This is a genomic window from Cellulomonas phragmiteti (genome assembly GCF_016862775.1).
GTDB lineage: Bacteria > Actinomycetota > Actinomycetes > Actinomycetales > Cellulomonadaceae > Cellulomonas > Cellulomonas phragmiteti.
In genome coordinates this window covers 38,149-61,422 of the sequence record NZ_BONP01000008.1, presented here as the reverse complement: position 1 = coordinate 61,422, position 23,274 = coordinate 38,149, and the positions used below count along the sequence as shown (strand labels likewise).

Below are 23,274 nucleotides of genomic sequence, written 5' to 3'. Positions count from 1 at the left end.
CTTCGCCCGTCGTAGGATCGTGCCGTGACGACCGAGGCGATGCGTGCGTACGGGCTGGACGGCCTCCCCGTCGCCGTCGCGCTGCTGAGCCTCTTCGGCATCGTCATGGCCCGCTCGCACCTGACGTACTGGGCCGGTCGCGGTGTCGCCCGCGGTGCGCGCTTCGAGGGCGAGCACCGGCACGGGCCCGCCTGGTGGCAGCGGACCGTCGACCGGACGGCGCGGATGTCGGCCACACCGTCCGCACGGCGCGGCGTCGCGCTCGTCCACCGGTGGGGCCCGGTCGCGGTCACGCTCGCCTACCTGACCGTCGGGGTGCAGACGGCCGTCTTCGCCGGGGCCGGGCTGCTGCGCATGCCCTACCTGCGCTTCACCCTCGCGTCGGTCCCGGGCGCCGCCGCCTGGGCGGTCGCCTGGGGCACGGTCGGCATCGGCGCGGTGTGGGGTGCGCTGGCCCTGGCCGCCGGGTCGCCGTGGGGCCTGCTCGTGCTCGCGGTGGCGGCCGCGGCCGTGGTCACCACCGTCGTCACGCTCTCGCGGCGGCGTCGCGAGCCGCAGCTCGCCCCGCCCGACACCGACCTCGCCCCCGCGCACGACCCGACCTGACCGCGCGGCCGCACCCGATGGCCGCCACGTGTCAGGAGGGGTGCGCCGCGGAGACGCAGAACTGGTTGCCGTGCGGGTCGGCCAGCACCGTCCAGCGGAACCCGTCCGGCATCGTGTGCTCGGCCACCTGCGTCGCGCCCGCCGCCAGGAGGCGCTCGACCCACGCCGCCGCGTCGTCCACGCCGAGGTCGACGTGCACGCGGTTCTTGCCCGGCGTGGGGTCGTCGACGCGCTGGAACCCGAGGGCCGGCTGCCCCGGCGCGGTCGGCAGCACCATCACGAACTCGTCGTCGTACGCCTGCACCTGCCCACCCAGGTGCTCCGCCCACCAGTGCGCCAGCCCCGGTGCGTCGTGCGTGTCGAAGGTCACCATGCTCACGGTCGGTCCCATGCGGCGACGGTAGCGGCCGCCACCGACACCGCCGGGTCGCTCAGGTGGCCGCCGGGACGTCGACCGCTCCCCCGTACCGCCGGTCGCGCCGCGCGTACGTCTCGACGGCCCGCCACAGGTGCCGGCGGTCGACGTCGGGCCATGCCTCCTCGAGGAACACCATCTCGGCGTACGCCGACTGCCACAGCATGAAGTTGGAGATCCGCTGCTCCCCGGACGACCGCAGGAACAGGTCGACGTCCGGCAGGTCGGGCTCGTCCAGGTACTTCTGGACCGTCTTCTCGGTGACGCGCTCGGGCTTGAGCCGGCCCGCGGCCACCTCGCGCGCGATCGCCTGCGCGGCGTCCGCGATCTCGGCGCGACCGCCGTAGTTGACGCACATGGTCAGGGTGCACGTCGTGTTCCCGACGGTCTGCCGCTCGGCCGTCTCGAGCTCGGCGATGACCGAGCGCCACAGCCGTGGGCGGCGCCCGGCCCACCGCACCCGGACGCCCCACGAGTCCATGAGGTCGCGGCGACGGCGCAGCACGTCGCGGTTGAAGCCCATGAGGAACCGCACCTCCTCGGGCGAGCGCGACCAGTTCTCCGTCGAGAACGCGTACGCCGACACGTGCTGCACGCCGATCTCGATCGCCCCGGCCACCACGTCCAGCAAGGACGCCTCGCCCGCGCGGTGCCCCTCGACGCGCGGCAGCCCCCGGGCGTTGGCCCAGCGCCCGTTGCCGTCCATGACGATCGCCACGTGCCGCGGCACCAGCTCGCGGGGGATCTGCGGCGGGCGGGCGCCGGACGGGTGCGGGTAGGGCGGGACGGTCTCGCGAGGCACGCTGCACATCGTGCCACCCGGGGCCCCCACGGGGGCGTGCGTCCTCAGACCCGCTCGACCATCGGCAACGAGCGCAGCCGCCGCTCGAGGTGGAACTGGCAGAAGACCGCGACGAGCCCGTTGCCCTCGGCCCGGTGGCGCTCGGCACTCGCGTCGGCGACGGCCCAGTCGCCCGTGAGGAGGGCCGCCAGCAGCTCGAACGTCTCCGGGGCGGGGGCCGCGGCCCCGGGCGGACGGCAGGCGCCGCACACCGCGCCGCCCACGGCCGGGGCGAACGCGTGGTGCGGCCCGGGCGCACCGCAGCGCGCGCAGTCGGTGAAGCTGGGCGCCCACCCGGCGATCGCGAGCGCGCGCAGCAGGTAGGAGTCGAGCACCAGGCCGGCCGCGTGGGCCCGGGTGGCGAGCGCCCGGACCGCGCCGACCAGCAGGTGGTACTGCTGCACCGAGGGCTCACGTTCCGCCTCGACGAGCCGCTCGGCCGTCTCGAGCATGACGGTGCCCACGGTGTACAGGGCGTAGTCCTCGCAGATGTGCCGACCGTGGGCCCCGATAGTCTCGACCTGCGTGACCACGTCGAGGTTGCGGCCCGTGCTCAGCTGCACGTCGACGTGCATGAACGGCTCGAGCCGGGAGCCGAACCGGGACGTCGTGCGGCGCACCCCCTTGCCGACCGCGCGCACCTTGCCGTGCTCGCGCGTCAGGAGGGTGACGATGCGGTCGGCCTCGCCCAGCTTGTGGGTGCGCAGCACGATCGCCTCGTCGCGGTAGAGGCTCACGGGGCCATTGTCCCCCTGCGCACCGACACCGCCCGTCGCGGCGCGCGGCGACGGCGGGCGGTGCGGTCCGGGTCCGTCAGCGCTCGTGCCGGTTGACGGCCGAGACGATCGCCTTGAGCGACGACGTCGTGATGGAGGGGTCGATGCCGACCCCCCACAGGATGTCGTCGCCGATCGCGCACTCCACGTAGGCGGCCGCGGTCGCGTCACCGCCGGCGGACAGGGCGTGCTCGGCGTAGTCGAGCACCGCGACGTCCACACCGGCCTCACGCAGCGCCGCGACGAACGCCGCGACCGGGCCGTTGCCCGTGCCGCGCAGCGTCTTCTCGACACCGCGGTCCACGAGGTCGACCTCGAGCGTGTCCTGCCCGCCCTCCGTACTGGTGGCGCGCGTGCCGCGCAGGGCGAACCGGCCCCACGGCTCGAGCGGGCCGTCGGGCAGCGCCGGCAGGTACTCGTCGTGGAAGATCGACCAGAGCTCGTCGGCCGTGACCTCGGTGCCGTGCTGGTCGGTGTGCCGCTGCACGACCTGCGAGAACTCGATCTGCAGCCGCCGCGGCAGGTCCAGGTCCTTCTCCGACTTGAGCAGGTAGGAGATCCCGCCCTTCCCGGACTGCGAGTTCACGCGGATGATCGCCTCGTACGACCGTCCGACGTCCTTCGGGTCGATCGGCAGGTACGGCACGGCCCACTCGACGTCGCCGACGCCCTGACCCGCGGCGGCCGCCCGGACCTCGAGGGCGTCCAGGCCCTTCTTGATGGCGTCCTGGTGCGACCCGGAGAACGCGGTGAAGACCAGGTCCCCGCCGTAGGGGTGCCGCTCGTGCACGGGCATCTGGTTGCAGCGCTCGACGGTGCGGCGGATGCGGTCGATGTCCGAGAAGTCGATCTGCGGGTCGATGCCCTGGCTGAACAGATTGAGCCCCAGCGTCACCAGGTCGACGTTGCCGGTGCGCTCGCCGTTGCCGAACAGGCAGCCCTCGATGCGGTCCGCGCCGGCCAGGTACCCCAGCTCGGCGGCCGCGACGGCGGTGCCGCGGTCGTTGTGAGGGTGCAGCGACAGGACGACCGACTCGCGGTAGCGCAGGTGGCGGCTCATCCACTCGATGGAGTCGGCGTAGACGTTGGGGGTGGCCATCTCGACCGTCGCCGGCAGGTTGATGATGACGGGGCGCTCGGGCGTCGGCTCCAGCACGTCGAGCACGGCGTTGCACACCCGCACGGCGTACTCCAGCTCGGTGCCCGTGTACGACTCGGGGCTGTACTCGTAGAGCACCTCGGTGTCCGGGACCAGCTCCTCGTATTTCTTGCAGAACCGCGCCCCGGACACGGCGATGTCGGCGATCCCGTCCTCGTCGGAGCGGAAGACGACCTCGCGCTGCAGCACCGACGTGGAGTTGTACAGGTGGACGATCGCCTGCTTGGCGCCCGCGATCGCCTCGTACGTGCGCTCGATGAGGTGCTCGCGGGCCTGCGTGAGGACCTGGATGACCACGTCGTCGGGGATGCGGCCCTCGTCGATGAGCATCCGGACGAAGTCGAAGTCGGTCTGGGACGCCGACGGGAAGCCGACCTCGATCTCCTTGTAGCCCATGTCGACCAGCAGCTCGAACATCTCCAGCTTGCGGGCCGGGTTCATCGGCTCGATGAGGGCCTGGTTGCCGTCCCGCAGGTCGACCGCGCACCACCGCGGCGCGCGGGTGATGCGCCGGTCGGGCCAGGTGCGGTCCGGCAGCTCCACACGGATCTGCTCGTGGAACGGGCGGTAGCGGTGCGCCGGCATGCCGGACGGCTGCTGCGGGTTGCGCTCGGCGGCCGGCGTGGCGGTGATCGGCGCGGGGGTGGCGGGGCTCTGGCTGCTCATCGGTGGTCCTTCATCGCGGGTCTCGGCGGGGGCTCAGCCGGGCACGACACACACCGCGACGAGGAGCCGGCCTAGAGGGCCTCGTCGCGGCGACGAAGAAGCAGCGAGCGTGCGCGCACGGGACGACCATACCCCCGGGTGTGCCGGGCGCCGCAACCCGCACGCCCCGTCACCGGAGCACGATCACCTCGGTCCCGGTCCGGACGACGACCAGCCCGCTGACGGCCGCGACGCCCTGCAGGTCCGCCGGGAGCGCGACCCGCCACGCCTCGACCCCGTCGCGCAGCCCGCGCGCCACCAGCTCGTGCCCGTCCGCGCCGTCGGGCTCGGCCGTCAGCACGTGCAGCCCGTCGGTGAGGGGCCGGATGCGCTGCTCCGCCGCGAGGCGCTGCTCCCAGAGCAGGCGCCCGTCGACGCCGTCGACGGCACCGACGGTCGCATCGCCCGCCATGACGACCACGCCGCGCGCCACGGCGACGGGCGTCATCGACGTCGGCAGGGCCCACGTCACCGCACCGTCGGTCGGCTGCACCGCGAGCGCGCGGTTGCCCGCGTCCAGCAGGAGGGCGTCGACGGACCCGTCGCCCACGACGGGCGACGGCAGCGCGGGAACGGCGCCGCGCACGGACCCGTCCGGGTCGCGCAGGGTCCCGCCGACCGCGGACTCCCAGGTCACGTAGCCGCCGTCGGGCAGCCCACCGACGAGGATCTGCCGACCGGGCGGCCCGGCCTCGAGCACGTCGCCCGTGCGCACGTCGAGGACGGTGGTCGACACGGCCACGAGCGCGACGACGCTGCCGCCGTCGGCCAGCGCAGGGGCGGCGCGCACGCCGCCGCTGTCGACCAGCGGGCCCGGTGAGGTCCACGACCAGCGGACGTCGCCGTCGGCGCTGCCGCGCCGCTCGACCAGGACGTGGCGGTCGCGCTGCCCGGTGGCGACGACCAGGTCGTCGTCGTGCCGTGTCACGCCCAGGAGCCGGCCCTCGATCTGCCACGTCCCGTACGTGGCACCGTCGTCCGGGTCGAGCGCGAGGACGTGCGTGGGCGGCACGTACGGCGTCGACTCCCCCGCGCTGCCGTAGAGCACGTTCGGCTCGTTCCACAGGCAGATCAGCACCGCTGCCGGGTCCGTGCCGGGTGCGCACGCGACGGCGACGGACTCGAACCCGGACCCGGCCTCCGCGACCACCTCGACCTGCCAGCGGACCTCGCCCGACGTCGGGTCGGACGACCGCACGGCCCAGGTCCCCTGCGTGCGGGCGACGGTCACGACGGCGCCGGCCGCACCGAGGACGGGTGTGGGACCGTCCGCGGTGGTGCGCCACCGCTCGACGGGCGCGGCCTCGAGGGGGCGGACGACACCCGGCAGCGCGGCGAAGGCGTCGGCCCGCTCGCGCGCCGCACGCTCCGTGACGCCCGTGGCGAGCGCCGCGACACCGACCGCGAGCGCGAGGGCGGCGACGAGCCAGGGCCACCGCCGGCGCCCCGGCGCCCGCGTGGTGCCGTCGAGCGGGTCACCGCTGCCGCCGTGCCCGCCCGCCCGGGGGGCGTCGTCGCGCGCCGAGGCACCGCCCGCTCCCGGACGGTCGTCGTCCTCCTCGACCAGCTCGACCGGCCGCATCTGCGAGGCCGGGCGCACGGCACCCATGGCCCGAGACTAGGCCACGTGCGCGCCCCCGGCCGGGCGTGCGCTCAGACCCACTGGACGAGCTGCCAGACGATCCCGTTCGGATCGGCGAACTGGCAGTACCTCTCCCCCCAGGGCTCGGTCTCGGGCGGCGTGACGACCTCGGCACCTGCGGCGGCGAGGCGCGCGAACTCGGTGTCGAGGTCCTCCACGACGAAGGCGAGCAGCAGGCCCTGCCCGGCGGGACCGGCGATCCGCGCGGGCCGGAAGCTCGCGAGCCCGGTGCGCAGGAACGTGAGGCTGGACCCGCCGTCGGGGTGCGCGAGCGCGACGAAGCCGTCGGCGGACATCGTCTCGGTGAAGCCGAGGTGGGTGCGGGCGAAGTCGGCCGACGCCCCGGGGTCGGCGACGTTCAGGGAGACGGCACTGCCGGTGATGCGCATGGTGATCCTCTCGTCGAGATACCTTGTTCACCGTACAAGGTAATCTCGGTGGCGGATGTTCCCGACGTCGGAGGGGTGGCAGCAGTGGTGCGCGAGCTCGTCGACCTGCTCTGGCGTGACCACCCCGCCGCGCCGCCCGGCGGCGGCCGCGGCCCGCGGTCGAAGGTGTCGACGTCGCAGGCCGTCGAGGCCGCCCTGCGGATCGCCGACGTCGACGGGCTCGGGGCCGTGACCCTGCGGCGCCTCGGTGCGACGCTCGGCATCGCGCCGAACGCGGTCTACACGCACGTCGGCTCCCGTGACGACCTGCTCGTCCTCATGACGGACGCGGTGCGGGCCCGGCAGCCGCTCGCGCACCACACCGGCGCCACGTGGCGGGACCGCGTCCGGCAGGTCGCCGACGACGAGCTGGCGCTGTTCCTCGCGCACCCGTGGCTGCTGGACGTCACGGACCAGCGGACCGCCTTCGGCCCGGGGACCATCGCGGTCTACGACCACCAGCTGCACGCGCTGGACGGCACCGGCCTGGGCGACGTGGACCGCGACGCCGCGCTCACGCTCGTCCTCGACCTGGCCCGGGCATCGGCGCGTGCCCGCCTCCCCGACCCCCGCAACGCGCAGATCGCCGCCGTGTGGGCCGCGTGGCACGCACGCCTCGGCGAGTACGTCGGCGACCGCTACCCCCTGGCCCGACGCGTCGGGGCAGCCGCGGGCGCGGCCATGGACGCGCCGTCCAGCCCGGAGCACGCGTGGCGGTTCGGGCTCGACCGCGTCCTCGACGCGCTCGACGTGCTCGTCCGCGGCGCGGACGTCGGCCCGGGGCACACCCCGTCCGACGCACCTACGCCGTAGAGCCGCGTCCGCCCGTCGCGGCCGGCATCGCGACGACGCGCAGCGAGCGGTCCCCGAAGGCGACGACGGCGCCCTCGCGCAGCCGCACGGGGTGGTCCACCGGGCAGACGACCTGCGCACCGTCGGGCAGCGTGACCAGGGTGCCGTTCGTCGACCCCCGGTCGACGACCCACGCGCCGCCGCTGCTGTCCACGGCGAGCTGGAGGTGGGTCTTGGACACCGAGCGTGCCGGGTCCACGACACGCAGCACCTGGACGTCCGGGCCCGGCGACGGGTTGCGGCCCACCAGGGCCAGACGGGTCACCGACAGCACGCGGCCGTCGTCGAGCGCCACCCGCAGCGCTGCACCCGTCCCCGGCCGGGGCTCGGGCACCACGTCCGCGCGCGGCGGGGCGGGGCGCGTGAGCTCGAGCTCGGGCGCGAGACCGAACGCGAGCGTGGGCGCGGCGCGCACCACGGGGATCGCACGGGTGTCGAGGTCGGGGGCCGAGCGCTGCGGGTGCAGCGGGGCCAGCACCAGACCGCCTGCGGGAGTCGCGGGAGCGGCGGGCTGCGCACCGGCGCCCGGGTCCTCCCGCGGCACGGCAGCGGGCGGGACAGACCTCGCGCCTGCGGCCCCCGGTGCGGCAGCGTCGCCCGCCGGCGGACGGTACGCGCTGTCGTCCTCGCCGGGGGACGTCGGCGCGGCCGGTGCCGACGCACGGGCAGCGACCTGCGCGGCCCGTCGCGACGCCGCCGACGCCGCGGGGCGTGCACCGGGGACCACCCGCAGCACCTCGGCGCCGACGGCACGGTCGTGCCAGCCGCGGCGCCGCCCCGTCCGGTCGAGCAGCGGGGAGAGCAGCACGAGGTACTGCCCGACGGCGCACACGAGCACGCCCACGGCGACGACCAGGCCGCGCACGAGCACCCGCCCCGCGCCGACCGGCCGGCGGCTGTGCGCGTCGACGGTCCGGACCCCGAGCAGGCGTCGGCCGAGCGTCCACCCGAGGCGTCCGTGCGCGAGCCACTGCAGCACCGTCACGAGCACGGCCAGCACCGTGGCGGCGGCGAGCAGCGGGGACGGGACCGTCGCCGCCGCAGCCGCGTCGACCGCGCCGTCCCGGACCGCGGTAGCGACCTGCAGGGCGGCGACGAGCACGACACCACCACCGAGGGCCAGGACGATCACCTGGTCGACCAGGACGGCCAGGAACCGGCGGCCCAGGCCCGCGGGCCGGTCGTCGAGGGCGGGAACGGGTCGGCTGGTCATGGTTCACCTCGACGGGTTCGGCGGGGACGTCGGTCACGACGGGTCGACGCGGCCCCCGTCGACGGCGGGGCGGCCCGGTCCGGTGCCGTGCGGCGCGCGGCGGACCGGCGGCGCAGCGACACCGGTGACGCGTGCGCCCGGATGCGTCGACGCCACGGCAGCGTCCGGCGCAGCGCGCCCACCGTCGCGTCGACGTCCGCCCAGTACGACTCCACCTCGGTCCGGTCCGGGACGCCGGACGCGAAGACGGCACGGTCCGCGCGGCGGGCGAGCGCCTCGACGCGGGCCGCGACCGCCGGGTGGTCGCCCGCGATCGTCGTCGTCCAGAGCCGGGCGGTCTCCCGCCGCGTCGCCGCCGGCGGCGGGGCGCCGCCCATGTCCAGCGCGGTGTCGACGACCTCGTCCCAGCCACCCGCGACGCGCCGCACCGGATCGGTGGCGCGACGCCGCCGGCGGCGTCGGCGTGCCTTGAGGGCGACGACCACCAGGAGGGGTGACAGGAGCACCAGGACGCCGCCGAGACCGATCCCCACCCAGCCGGCGATCCGCAGCCACAGCGCCAGGCCCGAGTCGTCGGCGGGCGGGTCCTCGGTCTGCGGCTGCTCGGTGTCGTCGTCCGGGGGCGTCACCCGGTCGGGCGGCAGGGCGGGCGGTTGGACGACCTGCGGCTGCGGGTCGGTGTCCGTCTCCTCCTGCTCCTGCTCGGGCGTGCGCGAGCGCGGCGGGGTCACGTCGAACGTCACCCAGCCGTGGCCCGCGAACGCGACCTCGACCCACGCCTGGACGTCGCGCCCACGGATCTCGACGGCGCCGTCCTGCGTCGTGGGCACCGTGGCACCCTCGCCCTCGTCGTCCCCCGACCCGGGGACGAAGCCGAGCACGACCCTCGCCGGCAGGCCCATCTCGCGGATCATCAGCGCGGCCGCCGACGCGTACTGCTCGCCGTCACCGACCATCACGCCGCCGCCGACCAGGTCGGCGAGCCGCGCGGCACCGTGGCCCGACAGCGACGGGTAGTCCCCGGCGTCGGTCAGGCCGTGGCTGAAGTACCCCTGCTCGCTGAGGTACGTGGTGAGGGCGCGCGCGACCTGGACAGGTGTGCCGGCGTCGCGCGCCACGTCGGTGGCCGCGACGACCACGGACTGCGGGACGCCCACCCGCGGCGGCAGCACGACCGAGCCGGCCGCCGCACCGCCGATCTCCTCGTCGTCGGGCTGCGCCGGCACGACCACGTCGAGCGTGTACGTCATCCCCTCGCGGACGCCCGAGGTGACGACCGCGGCACCCGTCGCGTCGTTGAACCGCAGGTCCCCCGAGGCGCGTCCCAGGTCGACCGAGCGGGCGTGGCCCACGGTGGGCAGCCACACGCCCTGCAGCGCCCCGACGGTGACCTCGACGCGCGCCCGCTCCCCGCGGACCGCGACGTCGATGCTCTCGCCGACGCGCCGGAACTCCCCCGACGCCTGGGCGGACCCGTCGCCGGCCACGTTGAACACGACGCCGTCGTACCGGTCGAAGGTCGCCAGGCGGACGCGTGCGCCCGGCGGCAGGCCGTCGACCGTCAGCAGGACCGTGTCGTCGAGCTTCACCAGGCGCCGGAACGACGCGAGCGGGCTCGGGTAGTCACGGGGGTCGAAGGGCGGGACGATCTCGTCGCGGACGACGACCCGGGGCTGCTCGGCCGTGACCGCCGGGCCCCCGAGGAGACCGCCGGCCACCGCGACGGCGGCGAGGACACCCGTCGCGACGACGCGCCGGGGCCGCCACGCGCCGGTGCGCCACGCGGCCCAGGTCAGGCCCACGACGGCCAGCACGGTGCCCGCGACCACCGGGGGCACGGGCGGCTGGCGCGTCCCCAGCACGACCGCGCCCACGAGCACCAGGACAGGGACGACGGCCGCCAGCGCCGCGACCGCGGGCCGACGCACCCGCAGGGTCAGACCGAGGGCCGCGGCGGTGCCGACGAGAGCGAGCAGGAACGCCGCGACGAGGAGCGTCCCGCCCGATCCGACGGGCGGCTGCAGCGTGAGCACCTGCTTCCACGTGGACGCGGCACCACGGGCCAGGGCCGCGAGCGTCGCGGGCGTGGGCACCACACCCGCGACCGTCGTCGTCGGCGCGGCGAGCGCGCCCCCGGCCAGGGCGTACGCCGCGACGAGCAACGCGACCACGACGAGGGCCGACCACCGCCGCAGGGCACCGACGACCGTGACGGCCGTCGCGAGCACGACGCCGCCCACGACGGCGGGCAGGACCGCCGCCGTCCCGTAGACGGGCAGCAGCGGCGTCAGGGCCAGACCCACGGCGACGACGAGGACGAGGACGTCCCGCATGGCGTCCGCGGGCTCCCGCACCCCGATCCGCTGCCCCGGCCTCACGAGGGCACCCCCGGCGCGCTCATCCGACCACCCGGCGCAGCGCGCGCGGCAGGTCCTCGAGCCGCCCGACGGTCCCCAGCGTCAGCGCCCCCTGGGTCCGCACCGCGACGTCCTGCCCCAGGGCGCAGCGCAGCACGACCGCGCGGGTGCCGGCGGGCAGAGCACGCGCACCCAGGCGCAGGTCGGTGTCCGACGGCGCGCCCCCCGTGACGAGGAAGGCGACGGAGGCGTCGGGCGTCTCGCGGACGACGCGCCGGCCGAGCAGCACCACCCCGGCACCCGCCGGCGACCAGGACAGTCGCGAGCAGTCGTCGAGCAGCAGCGGCGGCGTGGCGGTGCGCAGCCGGCCGACGCCGGCGAGGACCTCGACGTCCCGCTCGTCGCGGATGGCCTGCACGGCGATCGACGCGGCGACGGAGACCGCGAGCTCGAGCTCGTCGGGGTGCGCGTAGTCGGCGACGGCCGTCGCGAGCGCGATCGACGTGAGCGTGCGCCGCGTGTCCTCGAACTGCTTGACCATGAGCTTGCCGCGGCGTGCGGTGGTGCGCCAGTGGATGTAGCGGCGGTCGTCGCCGGCGACGTAGTCGCGCAGCGCGTGGAAGTTGAGGTCCGAGTCCGACAGGTCGCGTGTCGCCTGGCCCTCGAGGTCGCGCAGCAGCCCGGCGTTGGCGCCACCGAGGGCGACGACCTCGGGGTGGACGAAGAGCTCGGCGGGCTCGGTCCACCGCAGCCGGCGCTGCAGCAGCCCCAGCGGGTCGCCACGACGCGAGACGACGGGCCCGACGACGATCACGGCGCGCCGCTCCGTCGGGACGGCGAAGAGGTCGTCGTGCGCGGCGCCCGCCGGCAGGCTGGGCACGGACAGCTCGACGACCCGGTCCCCCACCGGCAGGTCGACCTGCGACGGCAACGAGCGGCGCTTGGCCGCGTTGTGCACGTCGACGCGCCCCACGGCGCGCTGCCCGATGCGCACACGGTGGTCCGCCAGGTCGAGGACGACGCGGTACCGGGTGCGCCCCGCCGTCATGAGCAGCGAGGCGACGAGGACGCCGAGCAGCGCGATGCCGAGCGCGGCGAGCTCGCCCCAGCCGAGCAGGCGCCCCGCACCCACGGCGAGGAGCGCCACGACGGCCACCCCCCACCCGAGGGGCGCGACGCGCAGACCCATGCCTCAGCCCTGCCGCAGGGCCGGGGGCGCGACCTGGCCGAGCACGCGAGCGACGACCTCCGTCGCGGTGACGCCCGCGAACTCGGCCTCCGAGTCCAGCACGAGCCGGTGCGCGAGCACGGCCTGGCCGAGCACCTTGATGTCGTCCGGCAGCACGTAGTCCCGTCCGTCGGCAGCCGCCGCGACCTTGGCGCAGCGCACCAGCGCCAGACCCCCGCGGATGCTCGCGCCGAGCGACGTCTGCGGGTCGTCGCGGGTGGCCTCCAGCAGACGCGCGACGTAGTCGAGGACCGCGTCGTCGACGTGCACCGTGAGCGCCAGGTCGGCCATGGTCCCCACGGCCTGGGTCGTGATCCGCGGGCGCAGCGCGGCCGTGCGGTCCTTGAGCCCCGCGAGGATCTCGACCGACGAGGCGCGGTCCGGGTAGCCCAGCGACGTCTTGAGCAGGAACCGGTCGAGCTGCGCCTCCGGCAGGCGGTAGGTGCCCGCCTGCTCGATGGGGTTCTGCGTCGCGATCACCATGAACGGCCGTCCGACGGGGTGCGTGACACCGTCGACCGTGACGTTCGCCTCCTCCATGACCTCGAGCAGCGCCGCCTGCGTCTTGGGCGACGCGCGGTTGATCTCGTCCGCCAGGACGACGGACGCGAAGATCGGCCCGGGGTGGAACTCGAACCGCTGCGAGGACTGGTCGTAGATCGTCACGCCCGTCACGTCCGACGGCAGCAGGTCGGGCGTGAACTGGATGCGGTGGTGCGAGCCCTGCACGGTCGCCGAGATCGCCTTGGCGAGCGACGTCTTGCCCGTGCCGGGCGCGTCCTCGAGCAGCACGTGCCCGTCCGCGAGCATCGCGATGAGCACCAGGCGGACGGTCTCCTCCTTGCCGAGGAGCGCCTGCCCGACGTTGGCCACGAGGGCGTCGAAGGTCTCGGCGAACCAGGTGGTCTGCTCCGGGGTCATGTGCGAGGGCTCCAGTCGGTGGGGGTGGACGTGGGTGAGGGGCGCGGCGTCATCCGCCGCCGCCGCCGGGCGACGCGGGGACGCGGTGCACGCCGGTGGCGGGGTCTCCGGTGCCGCTGGCGTTGCGCGCCCGCACGGTGAGCGTGACATCGCTGCCCGGCGCCACGTCCCGGAGGTCGAAGGAGTCGCGCAGGGTCGCCGCGTCGGTCTCACGCGTGACGTCGGGGCGACCGGCGACGGACCAGGTGAGCAGGTACCGCTCGACGTCGCTGCCGCCGGTGACGCCGGGGGCGGACCACGTCGCCGTGAGGACGTCGCCGTCCACGACGAAGCTCGGTGCTCCCGGGGCCGAGGGGGGTGAGCCCCAGCGCCCCACGGGTGCGGTCCGCGACCCGGCCACGCCCTGCAGCGTCTGGCCGGACACCGTGGTGCGCGCACGCACCGTCACGGTCACGTCGGTCCCGGTGACGGGGAAGCGCCAGCCGCTGACGTCGACCGGTTCGGACGTGCCCGTCGTGGTCCCGCTCGCCGACCCCGCCCGGCTCGTCACCTCGTAGTCGTACGTGACCGTGGCCCCCCGCGCGTTGGCCGGCACCGCACCCCACGAGATCCGCAGCTGGGTCGCGCGCCCGAAGTCGGTCGTGCCGGACACCACCGGGGCGTCCACGACTGGGGTGCCCGGCGGCGTCGAGGCGTCGGCGGACGCCTGCTCCGAGGCCGGGCCCTCACCCTGGGCGTTGACCGCCGTGACGGTGAACGAGTAGGCCTGCCCCCCCACGAGGTCGGGCACCGTGGTCGAGGTCCCCCCTGCGTCGACGCGACGGCCGTCGGAGACCTGGACGACGTACCGCTGCACCGGGGCGCCGTTGCCGTCGGCGGGTGCCCAGGTCAGCCGGACGGCCCCGGCGCCCACCACGGTCTCGGCCGTCGGCCGCCCCGGGGCCCCCGGCAGCCCGTACGTGGCGGCGGTGGCCGAGGCGGTCTCGCCCGGTCCCGCCTTGTTGAAGGCACGGACCTCGAACGTGTAGCTCTCGCCGTTCCTGGCCTGCGTGAAGGCGTAGCCCCGGGCGTCGGCGTTGAGGCCGAAGGTCCCGCCGCCGGACCCGCGGACGACGAGCTCGAAGCCCTTGACCGGGTCCCCGTTCGGTGCCGGGTCCCCCCAGGTCACGTTGATCTGCCCACCGACGGGGGTGTCCACGCGCGTCGCGCTCAGCCCCGGGGGCGCCGACGGCGGTGCGGCGGGGACCTCCGGTGCCGACGACACGCTCCACGGGCTCGGCGCGGGCGCACGGTTGTAGGCGCGGACCTGCACCGTGTAGGCGACGCCGTTGCGCAGGTTGTCGAAGGTGTACGACGTCGACGAGGTCGTCCTCGTCGCGGAGCCCGACTCGGGCGCCGGCGAGATCCACACCTCGTAGCTCGTCACGGGCGACCCGCTGGACGTCGGCGCCGACCAGGTGACGGTGACCGACCGGTTGCCCGGTACGAGTCGCGGCGGGCCGGGTGCGTCCGGGACGGCGTCGGGGCGTGCGGGTGCCGACGCCGGCGACTCCGCGGAGAGCCCCACGCGGTTGCGGGCAGCGACCGTGAACGTGTACTCGACGTCGTTGGTCAGGCCGTCGATCGTGCACGTCGTGCTGACGCACGTGCGCGACACGCCCCCGCCCTGCGGCGCGGTGACCCGGTAGTCGAGGATCGGCTCGCCGCGGTTGTCCGGAGCGGTCCACGACAGCACCACGGTGCGGTCCCGCACCTCACCGACCCGTGGGGGCGCGGGGGCGAGCGGGACGCCGCTGACCCGCACCGTGATGCGGCCCTCGACCTCGCGCCCGGGGTCGCCCGTCACGTCACGGACCCGGTACCGCACCACCATGAGGCCGATGAAGTCGTTGCCCGGGCGCACCGACACGCTGCTGGAGGTCGCGCCGGCGGTGCCCGCACCCGCCGTCTCCACGACGGCGCCGACGACGGTCAACGGCCCCTGGTCCGGGAAGGGGTTGACCGACCCCGCGAGGACGTCGACGGTCCGCTCCCTGCCCTGCTCGCCGTCGTCGACGACGAAGTTCTGGACGGTCGCCGTGCGGCGGTTGCTGGCGACGACGCGCAGGTCCACAGCCACGTCCAGGACCCCGCTGCGGCCGTACGTCACCTGCATCTCGAGCCGACCGGTCGTCCCCTTGGGCGTCGTGGCCTCCGCGGCGACGCGCAGCTGGGAGCCGTCGAGGGTCACCGCGAACCCGGCGGGCACCGCGGACACGATCCGGAAGCCGTAGCGGTCCGCAGGGGTCGCCGTCCTGTCGGCCTGCTCCGGGCCACGCGTCAGCGCGAGCAGGTCCACGCGCGTGGGCGCCTCGCCGGGGTAGACCTCGACGGGCGTCGCCTCGAACGTCGGCGGGTAGTCGTCCACCGCGTACACGGTGACCTGCAGCGTCAGCACGCTCGTGCGTGCCGTGGCGTCCGTCTGACCGGTGGCGTCCGTGACGGGCACCGTGATCGACGCCGGTCCCGCGTACCCGGGCGCCGACGTGAACACGAGGGTGCCGAGGTCCTGCACGAGCTCAGCACCGTCGGACCGGGTCGCGGTCACCTGGGTCGGGTCGGCGATGGTCGGCACGCGCCCGGGCGCGACCTGGACGTGCTCGGCGAGCGGGATCACCAGCTGCTCACCGCTGGCGACCCGCAGCTCGGGTGCACGGGGGCGCAGCTGCGGCGGGAAGAACCCCAGCGCCGGCACGGTGATGAACGCGTACGCGTCGGCCTCGACGGCCGTCCGGTTGACCAGCCGGTACGGCACGGTCTGGGCGTGGTCGACGAGCGTGACGACGACGTCGCCCGCGGGCGTGACGCGGGCGACGGACGCGTGCGACGCCGGCACCGACACCTCGAGGTCGGACAGCGGACCGGACGGGTTCTGCGCGACGGCCAGCACGTCGACCGCGACCTCGGTCTTGCCGAGCGTGTCGATCGCCGGCACGCGCACGTCGCGTGCCACCGGCGGGAGCACGGGGGCGTCGTCGGTGACCGTCACGGTGAGGACCCCGTAGTCGCGTCCGCCGCCGTCGTTGGTCACCAGGTACTGGATCTGCACCACCGTCGGCGACGACGGCGCCGTCAGGGCGATGCGACGCCCCTGGATCTGCGCCTCGATCCCCGGCGGCACCTCGATGGACTCGAGCGACAGCGCGCGTCCCGTGGAGTCGATGTCGTTGGCCAGCACGCGCACCTCGACGCGCTGCCCCGGCCGCAGCGTCACCGCGTCGTCGATCGCGACGACCCCCGAGGCCCCCGAGGGCCGCGGGGCGATGCCGACCCGCACCGTCCCCACGGCACGCTGGCCGACCCAGTCCTCCACCGCGTACGTGAACGTGTCGGTGCCGCGCGCGTCCGCGAAGGCCTCGTACTCGAGCCAGTCCGGACCGACCTCGACGACACGGCCGAGCCCGGCCGCGGACGCCTGCCCGAGCAGCGTCACGCCGTCGCCGTCGTCGTCGATGCCCACGAGCGGCACGGGGATGCGCACGGTGTCACCGGCGAACACCCGCGCATCGACGTCCCGCGGGCGCGGCGGCGACTTGGTCGCCGGGTCGGACTCGTGGACGCGCACGGTGACCGTCGCGGCCGTGACGTTGCCCGCGGTGTCCTGCACGGCGAACGTGGCACGCGCCGTCAGCGCGCGGTCGGGCGCCTGGTACCGCAGCACGTCGCCCGACACGAACAGCAGGCCGTCGCCCTCCGCGAGCGGCTCGGGCAGGTCCCGCAGCACGGTGAGCCGGTCGCCGTCGGGGTCCGACGCGCCCTCGAGCACCGGGATCGTCACGACGCCGCCGGCCCGCACGCTCGCCTCGACGTTGGGCACCACGGGCGGCTGCGACGACGCGGCCGGGGGCACGGGCTGCACGACGATCTCGCCGCGCGCGGAGGCCGACCCGTTGGACACCTCGTACGTGAGCACGACGGGCCCGTCCGGGGTGCGCTCGGCGCGGATCTGCACGTAGCGGTGCTCGATGACCGCCACCTGCAGGCCCGAGCCCTCCGGCGTAGTCACCCCCTGCAGGACCAGGACGTTGTTGGCGGGGTCCTCGTCGTTGGCCAGCGGGTCGATCGTCACGACGCCACCGGCCGGGAGCAGCGCGAGGTCGCGCACGGCGACCGGCGGCTGGGCCTGCTCGGGCCACTCGCGCACGTCGATCCGTGCGACCCCCGTCGCCTGCTGCGGCGCCGCCGTGACGACGAAGTTCACGTAGTAGCTGCCGGCACGCGCCGCCTTGAAGGCGAACGTGCCCGCGCGCAGGTCCGGCACGACCGTCCCGCCGACCACGTCGGACACGGCCGCGAGTCGCGGCGGCTCGGTGGACGCCGAGCGCACCGCGGCGAGCGGCCGGACCACGACCTCCTGCCCGACGTAGGTGACGGCGTGCACGGGGTCGATCTGCGGTGGGACGGACCCGGCCGCCCGCACGTCGACGACCACCTCGCCGTCGACCACGTTCGTGCCGTCCGAGACCTGCACCTGCACGGTCGTGCGTCCCAGCCCGCCGCCGTCCGCGGTGAAGGTCAGCACGCCGTCCTGCCGGAACCGCGCGGTGCCGGCCGTGGGGTCCGCGCTCGCCCCGACCAGGAGCAGGTCGTCGCCGTCGGGGTCCTGGAAGTCGGCGAGCACGCCGTGCACGAGCTGCCCGCCGGTCTCGACCGTCAGCGCCGACGTGCGCACCTGCGTGGGGGGGGTGTCGCCGTCGCTCACCGTGAGCCGCACCGTCGCCGTCGACGGCGCGTTCTGACCGCGGCCGTCCGTCACCGTGTACGTCATCTCGGCCGTGCCGGTGGCGCCCTCGAGGACCTGGACCTGCAGCGCCCGACCACCACGGACCGGCTCGACGGTGCCGAAGTCGGCAGGGAGCGGGTCGACCTGGGAGATCACGAGGATCCCGCAGTCCGCGGACGAGTCGTTGTCGATGACGGGCAGGACGCGGGTCCGCCCGGCCCGCACACCGAAGTCGTCGTCGACCGCGACCGGCGGGGCGCTCTGGTCGCTGCACTCGGTCACCGGCTCCTGCGTGACCTCGCCGCTCTCGGAGTCCTCCTCGGAGTCCTCGGGGTCCTCCTCCGGGACGATGTCCTCCCAGTTGGGGACCCGCACGGCGGTGTCCTCCTGCGGGAGCCACACCCGCCCGCCGACCGTCTCGTTGAGGACCACGAACCCGCGGTTGACGCGGAACTTCAGTCGGTCCCCCGCCCGCATGCCCTCGAGGTCGTCGACCTGCGCGTCCTGCCCGTCGCACAGGCGCAGCGACGCGCCCAGCGTCGAGGCCCACGCGGCGTAGGCGCACTCGCCCACGCGCACCGGCTCCGCGGGTGTCCCCGACCCGGTGGTGTCGTGGCGCCGGGGCGTCCCGCCGTCGAGCGGGACCTCCCACAGCGCCGCGCGGCCGGCGAGCAGGACGCTGGCGGCCGGCGGGCCCGGCTGCTGCAGCACCAGGTCCGTGTCGTCGATCGTCACGGTGCCGGACAGCGTGCGGACCGTGCTGCCGGACTGCACGACGATCTCGTCGCCGACGGTGGTCACCGCGTCGACGTCGACGGCCCCGAGCGTGCCGATCTCCTGCGGGGCCACGGGCTGCGTCGCGGGGACGAGCGTGACCGCACCGTCCTCGGGGGCGACCGCGAGCACGGCCCCGCTGCGCGCCACGACCGCGGCACCGCCCTCGCCGAGCTGCAGGTCGGGCGCCCCGTCGGTGAGGTCGAGCGCGTCGAGCTCGGCGACCTGGCGCACCCACGCGTCGCCGGCACCGTCGACGAGGACCACCCGGCCGGCGGCCATCGACACGTCCGTGTCCGGCGTCGCGAGCTGGGTGGTCGTGGCGACCGTCGCCGGGTCCACCACGGCGACCGCGTTCGGCTCGACGAGCAGGACCCAGCCCGCGTCCTGCTGCACGTCGAACGTGCTGCTCGTCGTGACGATCCCGCCGTCGAGCTCCTCGACCGGCACGTTGTAGCGCCCGAGGCTGAGCTGGCCCGTCGCGGTCAGCCACACGCCGCCGTCGTTGAGGTCCACCCGCGCGAGCGGGAAGCCGCGGTCCACCAGTGCGAGCGACAGGACGATCGCGGGGACCGTGACGATGGCCGCAGCCGTGGTCATCGGCCGCCGGCGCCACGTCCGGGGGTCCCACCAGCTCACGACGCGCACCCCTGCGCAGGACGCGTCGAGCTGCTGCGGTCCGCCCGCACGATGGACACCTGGACGCACACCTCACCGGTCGCCTGGTCGGCGGGGACCGTCACGCGCTCCTCGTCGACGAGCGCGAGCGTCGGCTCACCGGTCACGGCGAGCACACCCCAGAGGTACCGGTCCCCGTCCTGCGGATCGGGATTCTGCCACGTGAACGTGACAGAACCGTCGGGAGCGCGCGTGCCCACCAGCGAGTGCGGCGCGGGCACGGGCGCGGCCGCCGGGCCGGTCTGCGCGGGCGCGAAGGTGTCCGTGGGTGCCGGCGTCGGTCCCGGGTCGGTGCCGCCCAGCGACGCGGCGACGACGCCGACGACGGCCGCGACCACGACGGCACCCGCGACGCCCGCCGCGATGCGGGCACCACGCCGCGTCCCCGGACCGTCGGGCACCCCGACGGGCGCCGGCGCCGGTGGGGGCGCCGCAGGCGGGACGAGCGTCGGGCGACCCACGACGACCGACCGGGCCCGCGTGGCGTCCTCGTCGTCCCCTCCACGGCCCGGGGCCGGCAGGGCGATGCCACGCAGTCGTGTCGGGTCGTCGTCGGGCCGGGCGTCGCCCGGCGGCGTCGGCGGCTCGTCGGGCAGGTCGAGCGGTGTCACCGGCAGCCGCAGCGCCGCCTCCACCTCCTGCAGCGCCCGCGCGACCGCCATGGCCGACGCGTAGCGCCGCGACGGGTGCTTGGCCATCGCGCGGTCGAGCACCGCCTGCAGCTGCGGCGGCACGTCCTCGCGCCCGACCGGCGGCAGCGGCGAGCGCTCGATACGGGCCACGAGCTGCTGCGCGCTGTTGTTGCCGCCGGGGAGCTCGAAGGGCGTGCGACCGGCCAGCAGGGAGTAGACGGTCGCCGCGAGCGCGTACACGTCGGACCGCTCGTCCCCCGTGGGGTGCTCGGCCAGCAGCTCCGGGGGGGACCACGGGATCGACATCCCCATGGTCTGCACGGCCGGGCCGGTGGTCGCCGCGATGCCGAAGTCCGTGAGCGCCGGCCAGCCGAAGTCGGTGGTCAGGACGTTCGCCGGCTTGATGTCGCGGTGCAGGATGCCCGCACGGTGGGCCGTCTCGACCGCCGACGCCAGCCGCACGCCGATCCGCAGCACCTCGGGCACGGGGATCCGCTCGGCGCGGTAGCGCTCGGCCAGTCCCGCCCGCGAGCAGTACTCCATGACGAGGAACGGTCGCCCGTCGGCCGCGATGGCGGCGTGGTGGATCGTGACGATCGACGGGTGGTGGGACAGCTGGGCCATGAGGTTGGCCTCGGTCTGGAACCTCTCGCGCACGTCGTCGTCGAGGCTGCCCGCCAGGAGCACCTTGACCGCGACGTCGCGGCGCGGCAGGTGCTGGCGGTACAGGAAGACGTCCGCGAAACCGCCCAGGCCGAGCACGCGCACGTACTCGTACCCGGGCAGGTCCGGTGGCGCGGACGCCTCTCGACGTGCGGTCACGACGCGCTGCGCTCCACGGTGAACGTCACTCCGTCGCCCAGGTCGACGACCTCGTCGGTCCCCACGACGCTCGGCTCCCCCGGGTGCAGGCGTCGCACGCCCTCGCCCGACCGCGAGACGTGCACCCCGTTGGTGGAGTCGAGGTCCGTCACCACGACGTGCTCACCCTCGACGCGGACCTCGGCGTGCGTGCGGGAGATGTCCTGGTTGGGGCTGGGCACCGTGACGAGCCGCGGCAGCTCCCGGTTGGTGACCCGCGCGACCTGGGGCGCACGGCCGAGCAGCACCGCCCGGTCCAGCGCGACGACCAGTCCCGTGGACAGCACGAGCCGTGCCGGCAGCGGCGTCGCCTCGGGCGTGGCGAACGGTCCGGGGACGGCGTCCTGGGACCACGCGGGCAGGCGGTCGCGCAGCCGCGCGAGGTCGCTCGACAGGATCGTCATGCCGTCGTGGTCGTCGGCGCCCTCGGGCTCGGTCGCCTCGGGCTCGGCAGGCGCCGGTGCAGGTGCCGCTGCTGCCGGACCGCCCGGCGACGCGAGCGGCCACCAGGGGATGTCGGGGACGGCCTCGGGCTCGGGTGCCGTGTGCTGGGCGGGGGCCGGCTCGGGCGCGGCCGGCTGGGGCGCCGGCTCGGGCGCGAACGACCACGCGTCGACCGTGAGCTCCGGGGCGTCCGTGGGCGGGGCGTCCGTGGGCGGGGCGACGGCTGCGGTCGACAGCTCGGCGGCGGGCCACAGCTCGGGCTCCGGCGCGACGACGGGCTCGGGCTCCGGCGCGACGACGGGCTCGGGCTCCGCATCGACGACGGGCTCCGGCTCCGGCTCGACGACGGTCTCCGGCGCCGCCTCGACGACGGGCTGCGGCTCGGGTTCGACGACCGGCTCCGGCGCGACCACGAGCTCGGGCTCGCCCGCGGCGACGGGCTCGACCGGCTCGGACGCGACGACCGCCCCCGCCTCCGCGCCCGACGCCGGCTCGTCCCCGACCTCCCGTGCGTCGTGGACCGGCTCGGCGACCACCGGCTGCTCGTGCGTGGCGGTGTCGGGCAGCACGGCGGACTGCGCGGTCGCGCCGGTGCGCAGACCACCGGCCCGCACGACGCCTCCGACCAGGGGCCACCAGGTGGCGGCGGGCGCGTCCTCGACGACGACCTCGATCCCCTGCACGCCCAGCGCACGGTGCTCGGTCCACACCGCGCCGTCGCGCGCGTCGACCTCCTGCGCACCGTCGGCGCCGTGCAGCCGCAGCCGCACCGGTCCGCGCAGCACGGCGTGCACGGAGCCGTCGGCGTCCGTCCGCACGAGCGCGAACTGCGGCAGTGCCGCGAACCCGTCGGCCGCGACGACGCCGAGCGCCCCCAGCACGTCACCGCCGCCGAGCGCGACCTGCCACAACCCGTCGACGAGACGCCACGGCGCGTCGGGCTCGACCAGCGCGAGGAACCCGTCGCCGGCGACGGCCGTCCACGACCCGTCCTGGTACTCGTGGTGGGCGCGCTCGGTCATGCGGGGTCCTCCTGGGCGTCGGCCGGCGACGGCGCCGGTGGGACGGGCGTGGGCGGGTGGTCCGGCGCAGCGGACCGAGGCACGGTCGCGCCGTTGAGCATCTCGTCCCACAGGTGCGGGCCGAGGTCGGGTGCCGAGCGCGGCAGGGTGGTGTGGGTCTGCTCGGGAGCGGTGCTCGTCGCGACGTCGACCACGACCGCGCTGACGTTGTCACGCCCCCCGCGCTCCAGCGCGTCCTGCACCAGCCGGGCCGAGGCCTCCTGCGGGTCGTCGAGCGCCGCCAGGACGTCCGCGATCTCGGCGTCGGCGAGCTCGCGCGTCAGGCCGTCCGTGCAGATCAGGAGCCGGTCGTCGACGCCGGCGGGGATCAGCCAGTAGTCGGGCTCGGGGGGCTCACCGGTGCCGAGTGCGCGCGTCAGGACGTGGCGCTCCGGGTGGCTGCGCGCGGTCACGGGCGTCAGCTCGCCCGCCTCGATGAGCTCCTGCACCACCGAGTGGTCGACGCTCACCTGGGACAGTGCGCCCTCCGACCAGCGGTAGACGCGTGAGTCGCCCACGTTGAAGACCAGCCAGTACCAGCCGCCGTCGTGCTCGGTGACGGCGACCCCGGCCACCGTCGTGCCGCCCTGGCGTCCGCGCGTGAACTCGGTGCGGATGCGCATCGACGTCCGGGCGAAGCACGCGTGCACGTCGTCCGACGTCGCGGACGACTGACCGGCCAGCTGCGCGAACTCCTCGACGGCGATGCGGCTCGCGAGGTCACCCGCGTCGTGCCCGCCCATGCCGTCGGCGACGAGGAAGACCGGGGGGTACGCGAGGAGCGCGTCCTCGTTCACCTCACGGACGCGTCCCCGGTCCGTCGCCGAACCCCACGACGTGCGCACTCCACCACCGTCCCAACCTCAGAAGCCACCGGCGCACATGGTGCCTCACCCGAGGCGTGCGCTTCACGTGCATC

Annotated in this window: 16 protein-coding genes; 2 read left to right on the top strand and 14 right to left on the bottom strand. The window is 75.6% G+C overall.

Annotated elements, in window-relative coordinates; translation table 11 throughout:
* Window positions 1–24 precede the first annotated feature (24 nt).
* Window positions 25–606, top strand: coding sequence for an SNARE-associated domain-containing protein (locus Cph01nite_RS08535; RefSeq protein ID WP_239069142.1), 582 nt, complete (start codon window positions 25–27; stop codon window positions 604–606).
* A 31-nt stretch (window positions 607–637) separates the two neighbouring features.
* Here Cph01nite_RS08535 and Cph01nite_RS08530 read toward each other — a convergent pair whose 3' ends face one another.
* The 6 genes from Cph01nite_RS08530 to Cph01nite_RS08505 all read right to left on the bottom strand — a co-directional run bounded on the left by Cph01nite_RS08530 (window position 638) and on the right by Cph01nite_RS08505 (window position 6,533).
* Entirely contained in the window at window positions 638–997 is a 360-nt protein-coding gene (locus Cph01nite_RS08530) for a VOC family protein (protein ID WP_203673238.1), read from the bottom strand.
* A gap of 40 nt (window positions 998–1,037) precedes the next feature.
* On the bottom strand, window positions 1,038–1,832 hold the full coding sequence (locus Cph01nite_RS08525; protein ID WP_203673236.1) for an isoprenyl transferase: 795 nt from the start codon (window positions 1,830–1,832) through the stop codon (window positions 1,038–1,040).
* Between the two features lie 35 nt (window positions 1,833–1,867).
* Window positions 1,868–2,599 (bottom strand): DNA repair protein RecO, encoded by a 732-nt coding sequence (recO, locus tag Cph01nite_RS08520; RefSeq protein WP_203673234.1) that lies wholly within the window; start codon window positions 2,597–2,599, stop codon window positions 1,868–1,870.
* A gap of 76 nt (window positions 2,600–2,675) precedes the next feature.
* Window positions 2,676–4,463: a 2-isopropylmalate synthase gene (gene leuA / locus Cph01nite_RS08515; RefSeq protein ID WP_203673232.1), complete on the bottom strand. Its 1,788-nt coding sequence runs from the start codon at window positions 4,461–4,463 to the stop codon at window positions 2,676–2,678.
* 169 nt (window positions 4,464–4,632) lie between these two features.
* Window positions 4,633–6,111: an outer membrane protein assembly factor BamB family protein gene (locus Cph01nite_RS08510; protein WP_203673230.1), complete on the bottom strand. Its 1,479-nt coding sequence runs from the start codon at window positions 6,109–6,111 to the stop codon at window positions 4,633–4,635.
* A gap of 44 nt (window positions 6,112–6,155) precedes the next feature.
* Window positions 6,156–6,533, bottom strand: a complete 378-nt coding sequence (locus tag Cph01nite_RS08505) for a VOC family protein (protein WP_203673229.1) — start codon at window positions 6,531–6,533, stop codon at window positions 6,156–6,158.
* Window positions 6,534–6,608: 75 nt separating this feature from the next.
* On the opposite strand from Cph01nite_RS08505, the gene Cph01nite_RS08500 reads away from it, so the two are divergent.
* Complete coding sequence (locus Cph01nite_RS08500) at window positions 6,609–7,385, top strand: TetR/AcrR family transcriptional regulator (protein ID WP_239069141.1); 777 nt, start codon at window positions 6,609–6,611, stop codon at window positions 7,383–7,385.
* On the opposite strand, the gene Cph01nite_RS08495 is transcribed toward Cph01nite_RS08500, so the two are convergent.
* The 8 genes from Cph01nite_RS08495 to Cph01nite_RS08460 are packed head-to-tail and all read right to left on the bottom strand — an operon-like array spanning window position 7,375 to window position 23,152.
* Window positions 7,375–8,637: an RDD family protein gene (locus Cph01nite_RS08495; protein WP_203673226.1), complete on the bottom strand. Its 1,263-nt coding sequence runs from the start codon at window positions 8,635–8,637 to the stop codon at window positions 7,375–7,377. The two genes, Cph01nite_RS08500 and Cph01nite_RS08495, sit on opposite strands and share 11 nt — an antisense overlap.
* Entirely contained in the window at window positions 8,634–11,015 is a 2,382-nt protein-coding gene (locus Cph01nite_RS08490; protein ID WP_203673224.1) for a transglutaminase-like domain-containing protein, read from the bottom strand. Before Cph01nite_RS08490 ends, Cph01nite_RS08495 begins: the two co-directional genes overlap by 4 nt.
* Before the next feature lie 19 nt (window positions 11,016–11,034).
* A complete protein-coding gene (locus Cph01nite_RS08485) occupies window positions 11,035–12,183 on the bottom strand; it encodes a DUF58 domain-containing protein (protein ID WP_203673222.1) in 1,149 nt (382 codons plus the stop codon).
* 3 nt (window positions 12,184–12,186) lie between these two features.
* A complete protein-coding gene (locus Cph01nite_RS08480; protein WP_203673220.1) occupies window positions 12,187–13,143 on the bottom strand; it encodes an AAA family ATPase in 957 nt (318 codons plus the stop codon).
* Between the two features lie 49 nt (window positions 13,144–13,192).
* Complete coding sequence (locus Cph01nite_RS08475) at window positions 13,193–19,318, bottom strand: fibronectin type III domain-containing protein (protein ID WP_203673219.1); 6,126 nt, start codon at window positions 19,316–19,318, stop codon at window positions 13,193–13,195.
* Window positions 19,315–20,811 (bottom strand): serine/threonine-protein kinase, encoded by a 1,497-nt coding sequence (locus tag Cph01nite_RS08470; RefSeq protein WP_203673215.1) that lies wholly within the window; start codon window positions 20,809–20,811, stop codon window positions 19,315–19,317. The genes Cph01nite_RS08475 and Cph01nite_RS08470 overlap by 4 nt, the downstream gene beginning before the upstream one ends.
* The gene (locus tag Cph01nite_RS08465) at window positions 20,808–22,316 is read right to left on the bottom strand and encodes an FHA domain-containing protein (RefSeq protein ID WP_203673213.1); all 1,509 of its coding nucleotides are present in this window, start codon (window positions 22,314–22,316) and stop codon (window positions 20,808–20,810) included. Before Cph01nite_RS08465 ends, Cph01nite_RS08470 begins: the two co-directional genes overlap by 4 nt.
* Window positions 22,313–23,152 (bottom strand): PP2C family protein-serine/threonine phosphatase, encoded by an 840-nt coding sequence (locus tag Cph01nite_RS08460; protein WP_239069140.1) that lies wholly within the window; start codon window positions 23,150–23,152, stop codon window positions 22,313–22,315. Before Cph01nite_RS08460 ends, Cph01nite_RS08465 begins: the two co-directional genes overlap by 4 nt.
* Between the last annotated feature and the right edge of the window lie 122 nt (window positions 23,153–23,274).

Excerpts from the sequence above, each read along its gene's own strand:
- Cph01nite_RS08530 (WP_203673238.1), bottom strand. The coding sequence starts at position 997 with ATGGGACCGACCGTGAGCATGGTGACCTTCGACACGCACGACGCACCG.
- Cph01nite_RS08525 (WP_203673236.1), bottom strand. The coding sequence starts at position 1,832 with ATGTGCAGCGTGCCTCGCGAGACCGTCCCGCCCTACCCGCACCCGTCC.
- leuA (WP_203673232.1), bottom strand. The coding sequence starts at position 4,463 with ATGAGCAGCCAGAGCCCCGCCACCCCCGCGCCGATCACCGCCACGCCG.
- Cph01nite_RS08510 (WP_203673230.1), bottom strand. The coding sequence starts at position 6,111 with ATGGGTGCCGTGCGCCCGGCCTCGCAGATGCGGCCGGTCGAGCTGGTC.
- Cph01nite_RS08505 (WP_203673229.1), bottom strand. The coding sequence starts at position 6,533 with ATGCGCATCACCGGCAGTGCCGTCTCCCTGAACGTCGCCGACCCCGGG.
- Cph01nite_RS08495 (WP_203673226.1), bottom strand. The coding sequence starts at position 8,637 with ATGACCAGCCGACCCGTTCCCGCCCTCGACGACCGGCCCGCGGGCCTG.
- Cph01nite_RS08485 (WP_203673222.1), bottom strand. The coding sequence starts at position 12,183 with ATGGGTCTGCGCGTCGCGCCCCTCGGGTGGGGGGTGGCCGTCGTGGCG.
- Cph01nite_RS08480 (WP_203673220.1), bottom strand. The coding sequence starts at position 13,143 with ATGACCCCGGAGCAGACCACCTGGTTCGCCGAGACCTTCGACGCCCTC.
- Cph01nite_RS08465 (WP_203673213.1), bottom strand. The coding sequence starts at position 22,316 with ATGACCGAGCGCGCCCACCACGAGTACCAGGACGGGTCGTGGACGGCC.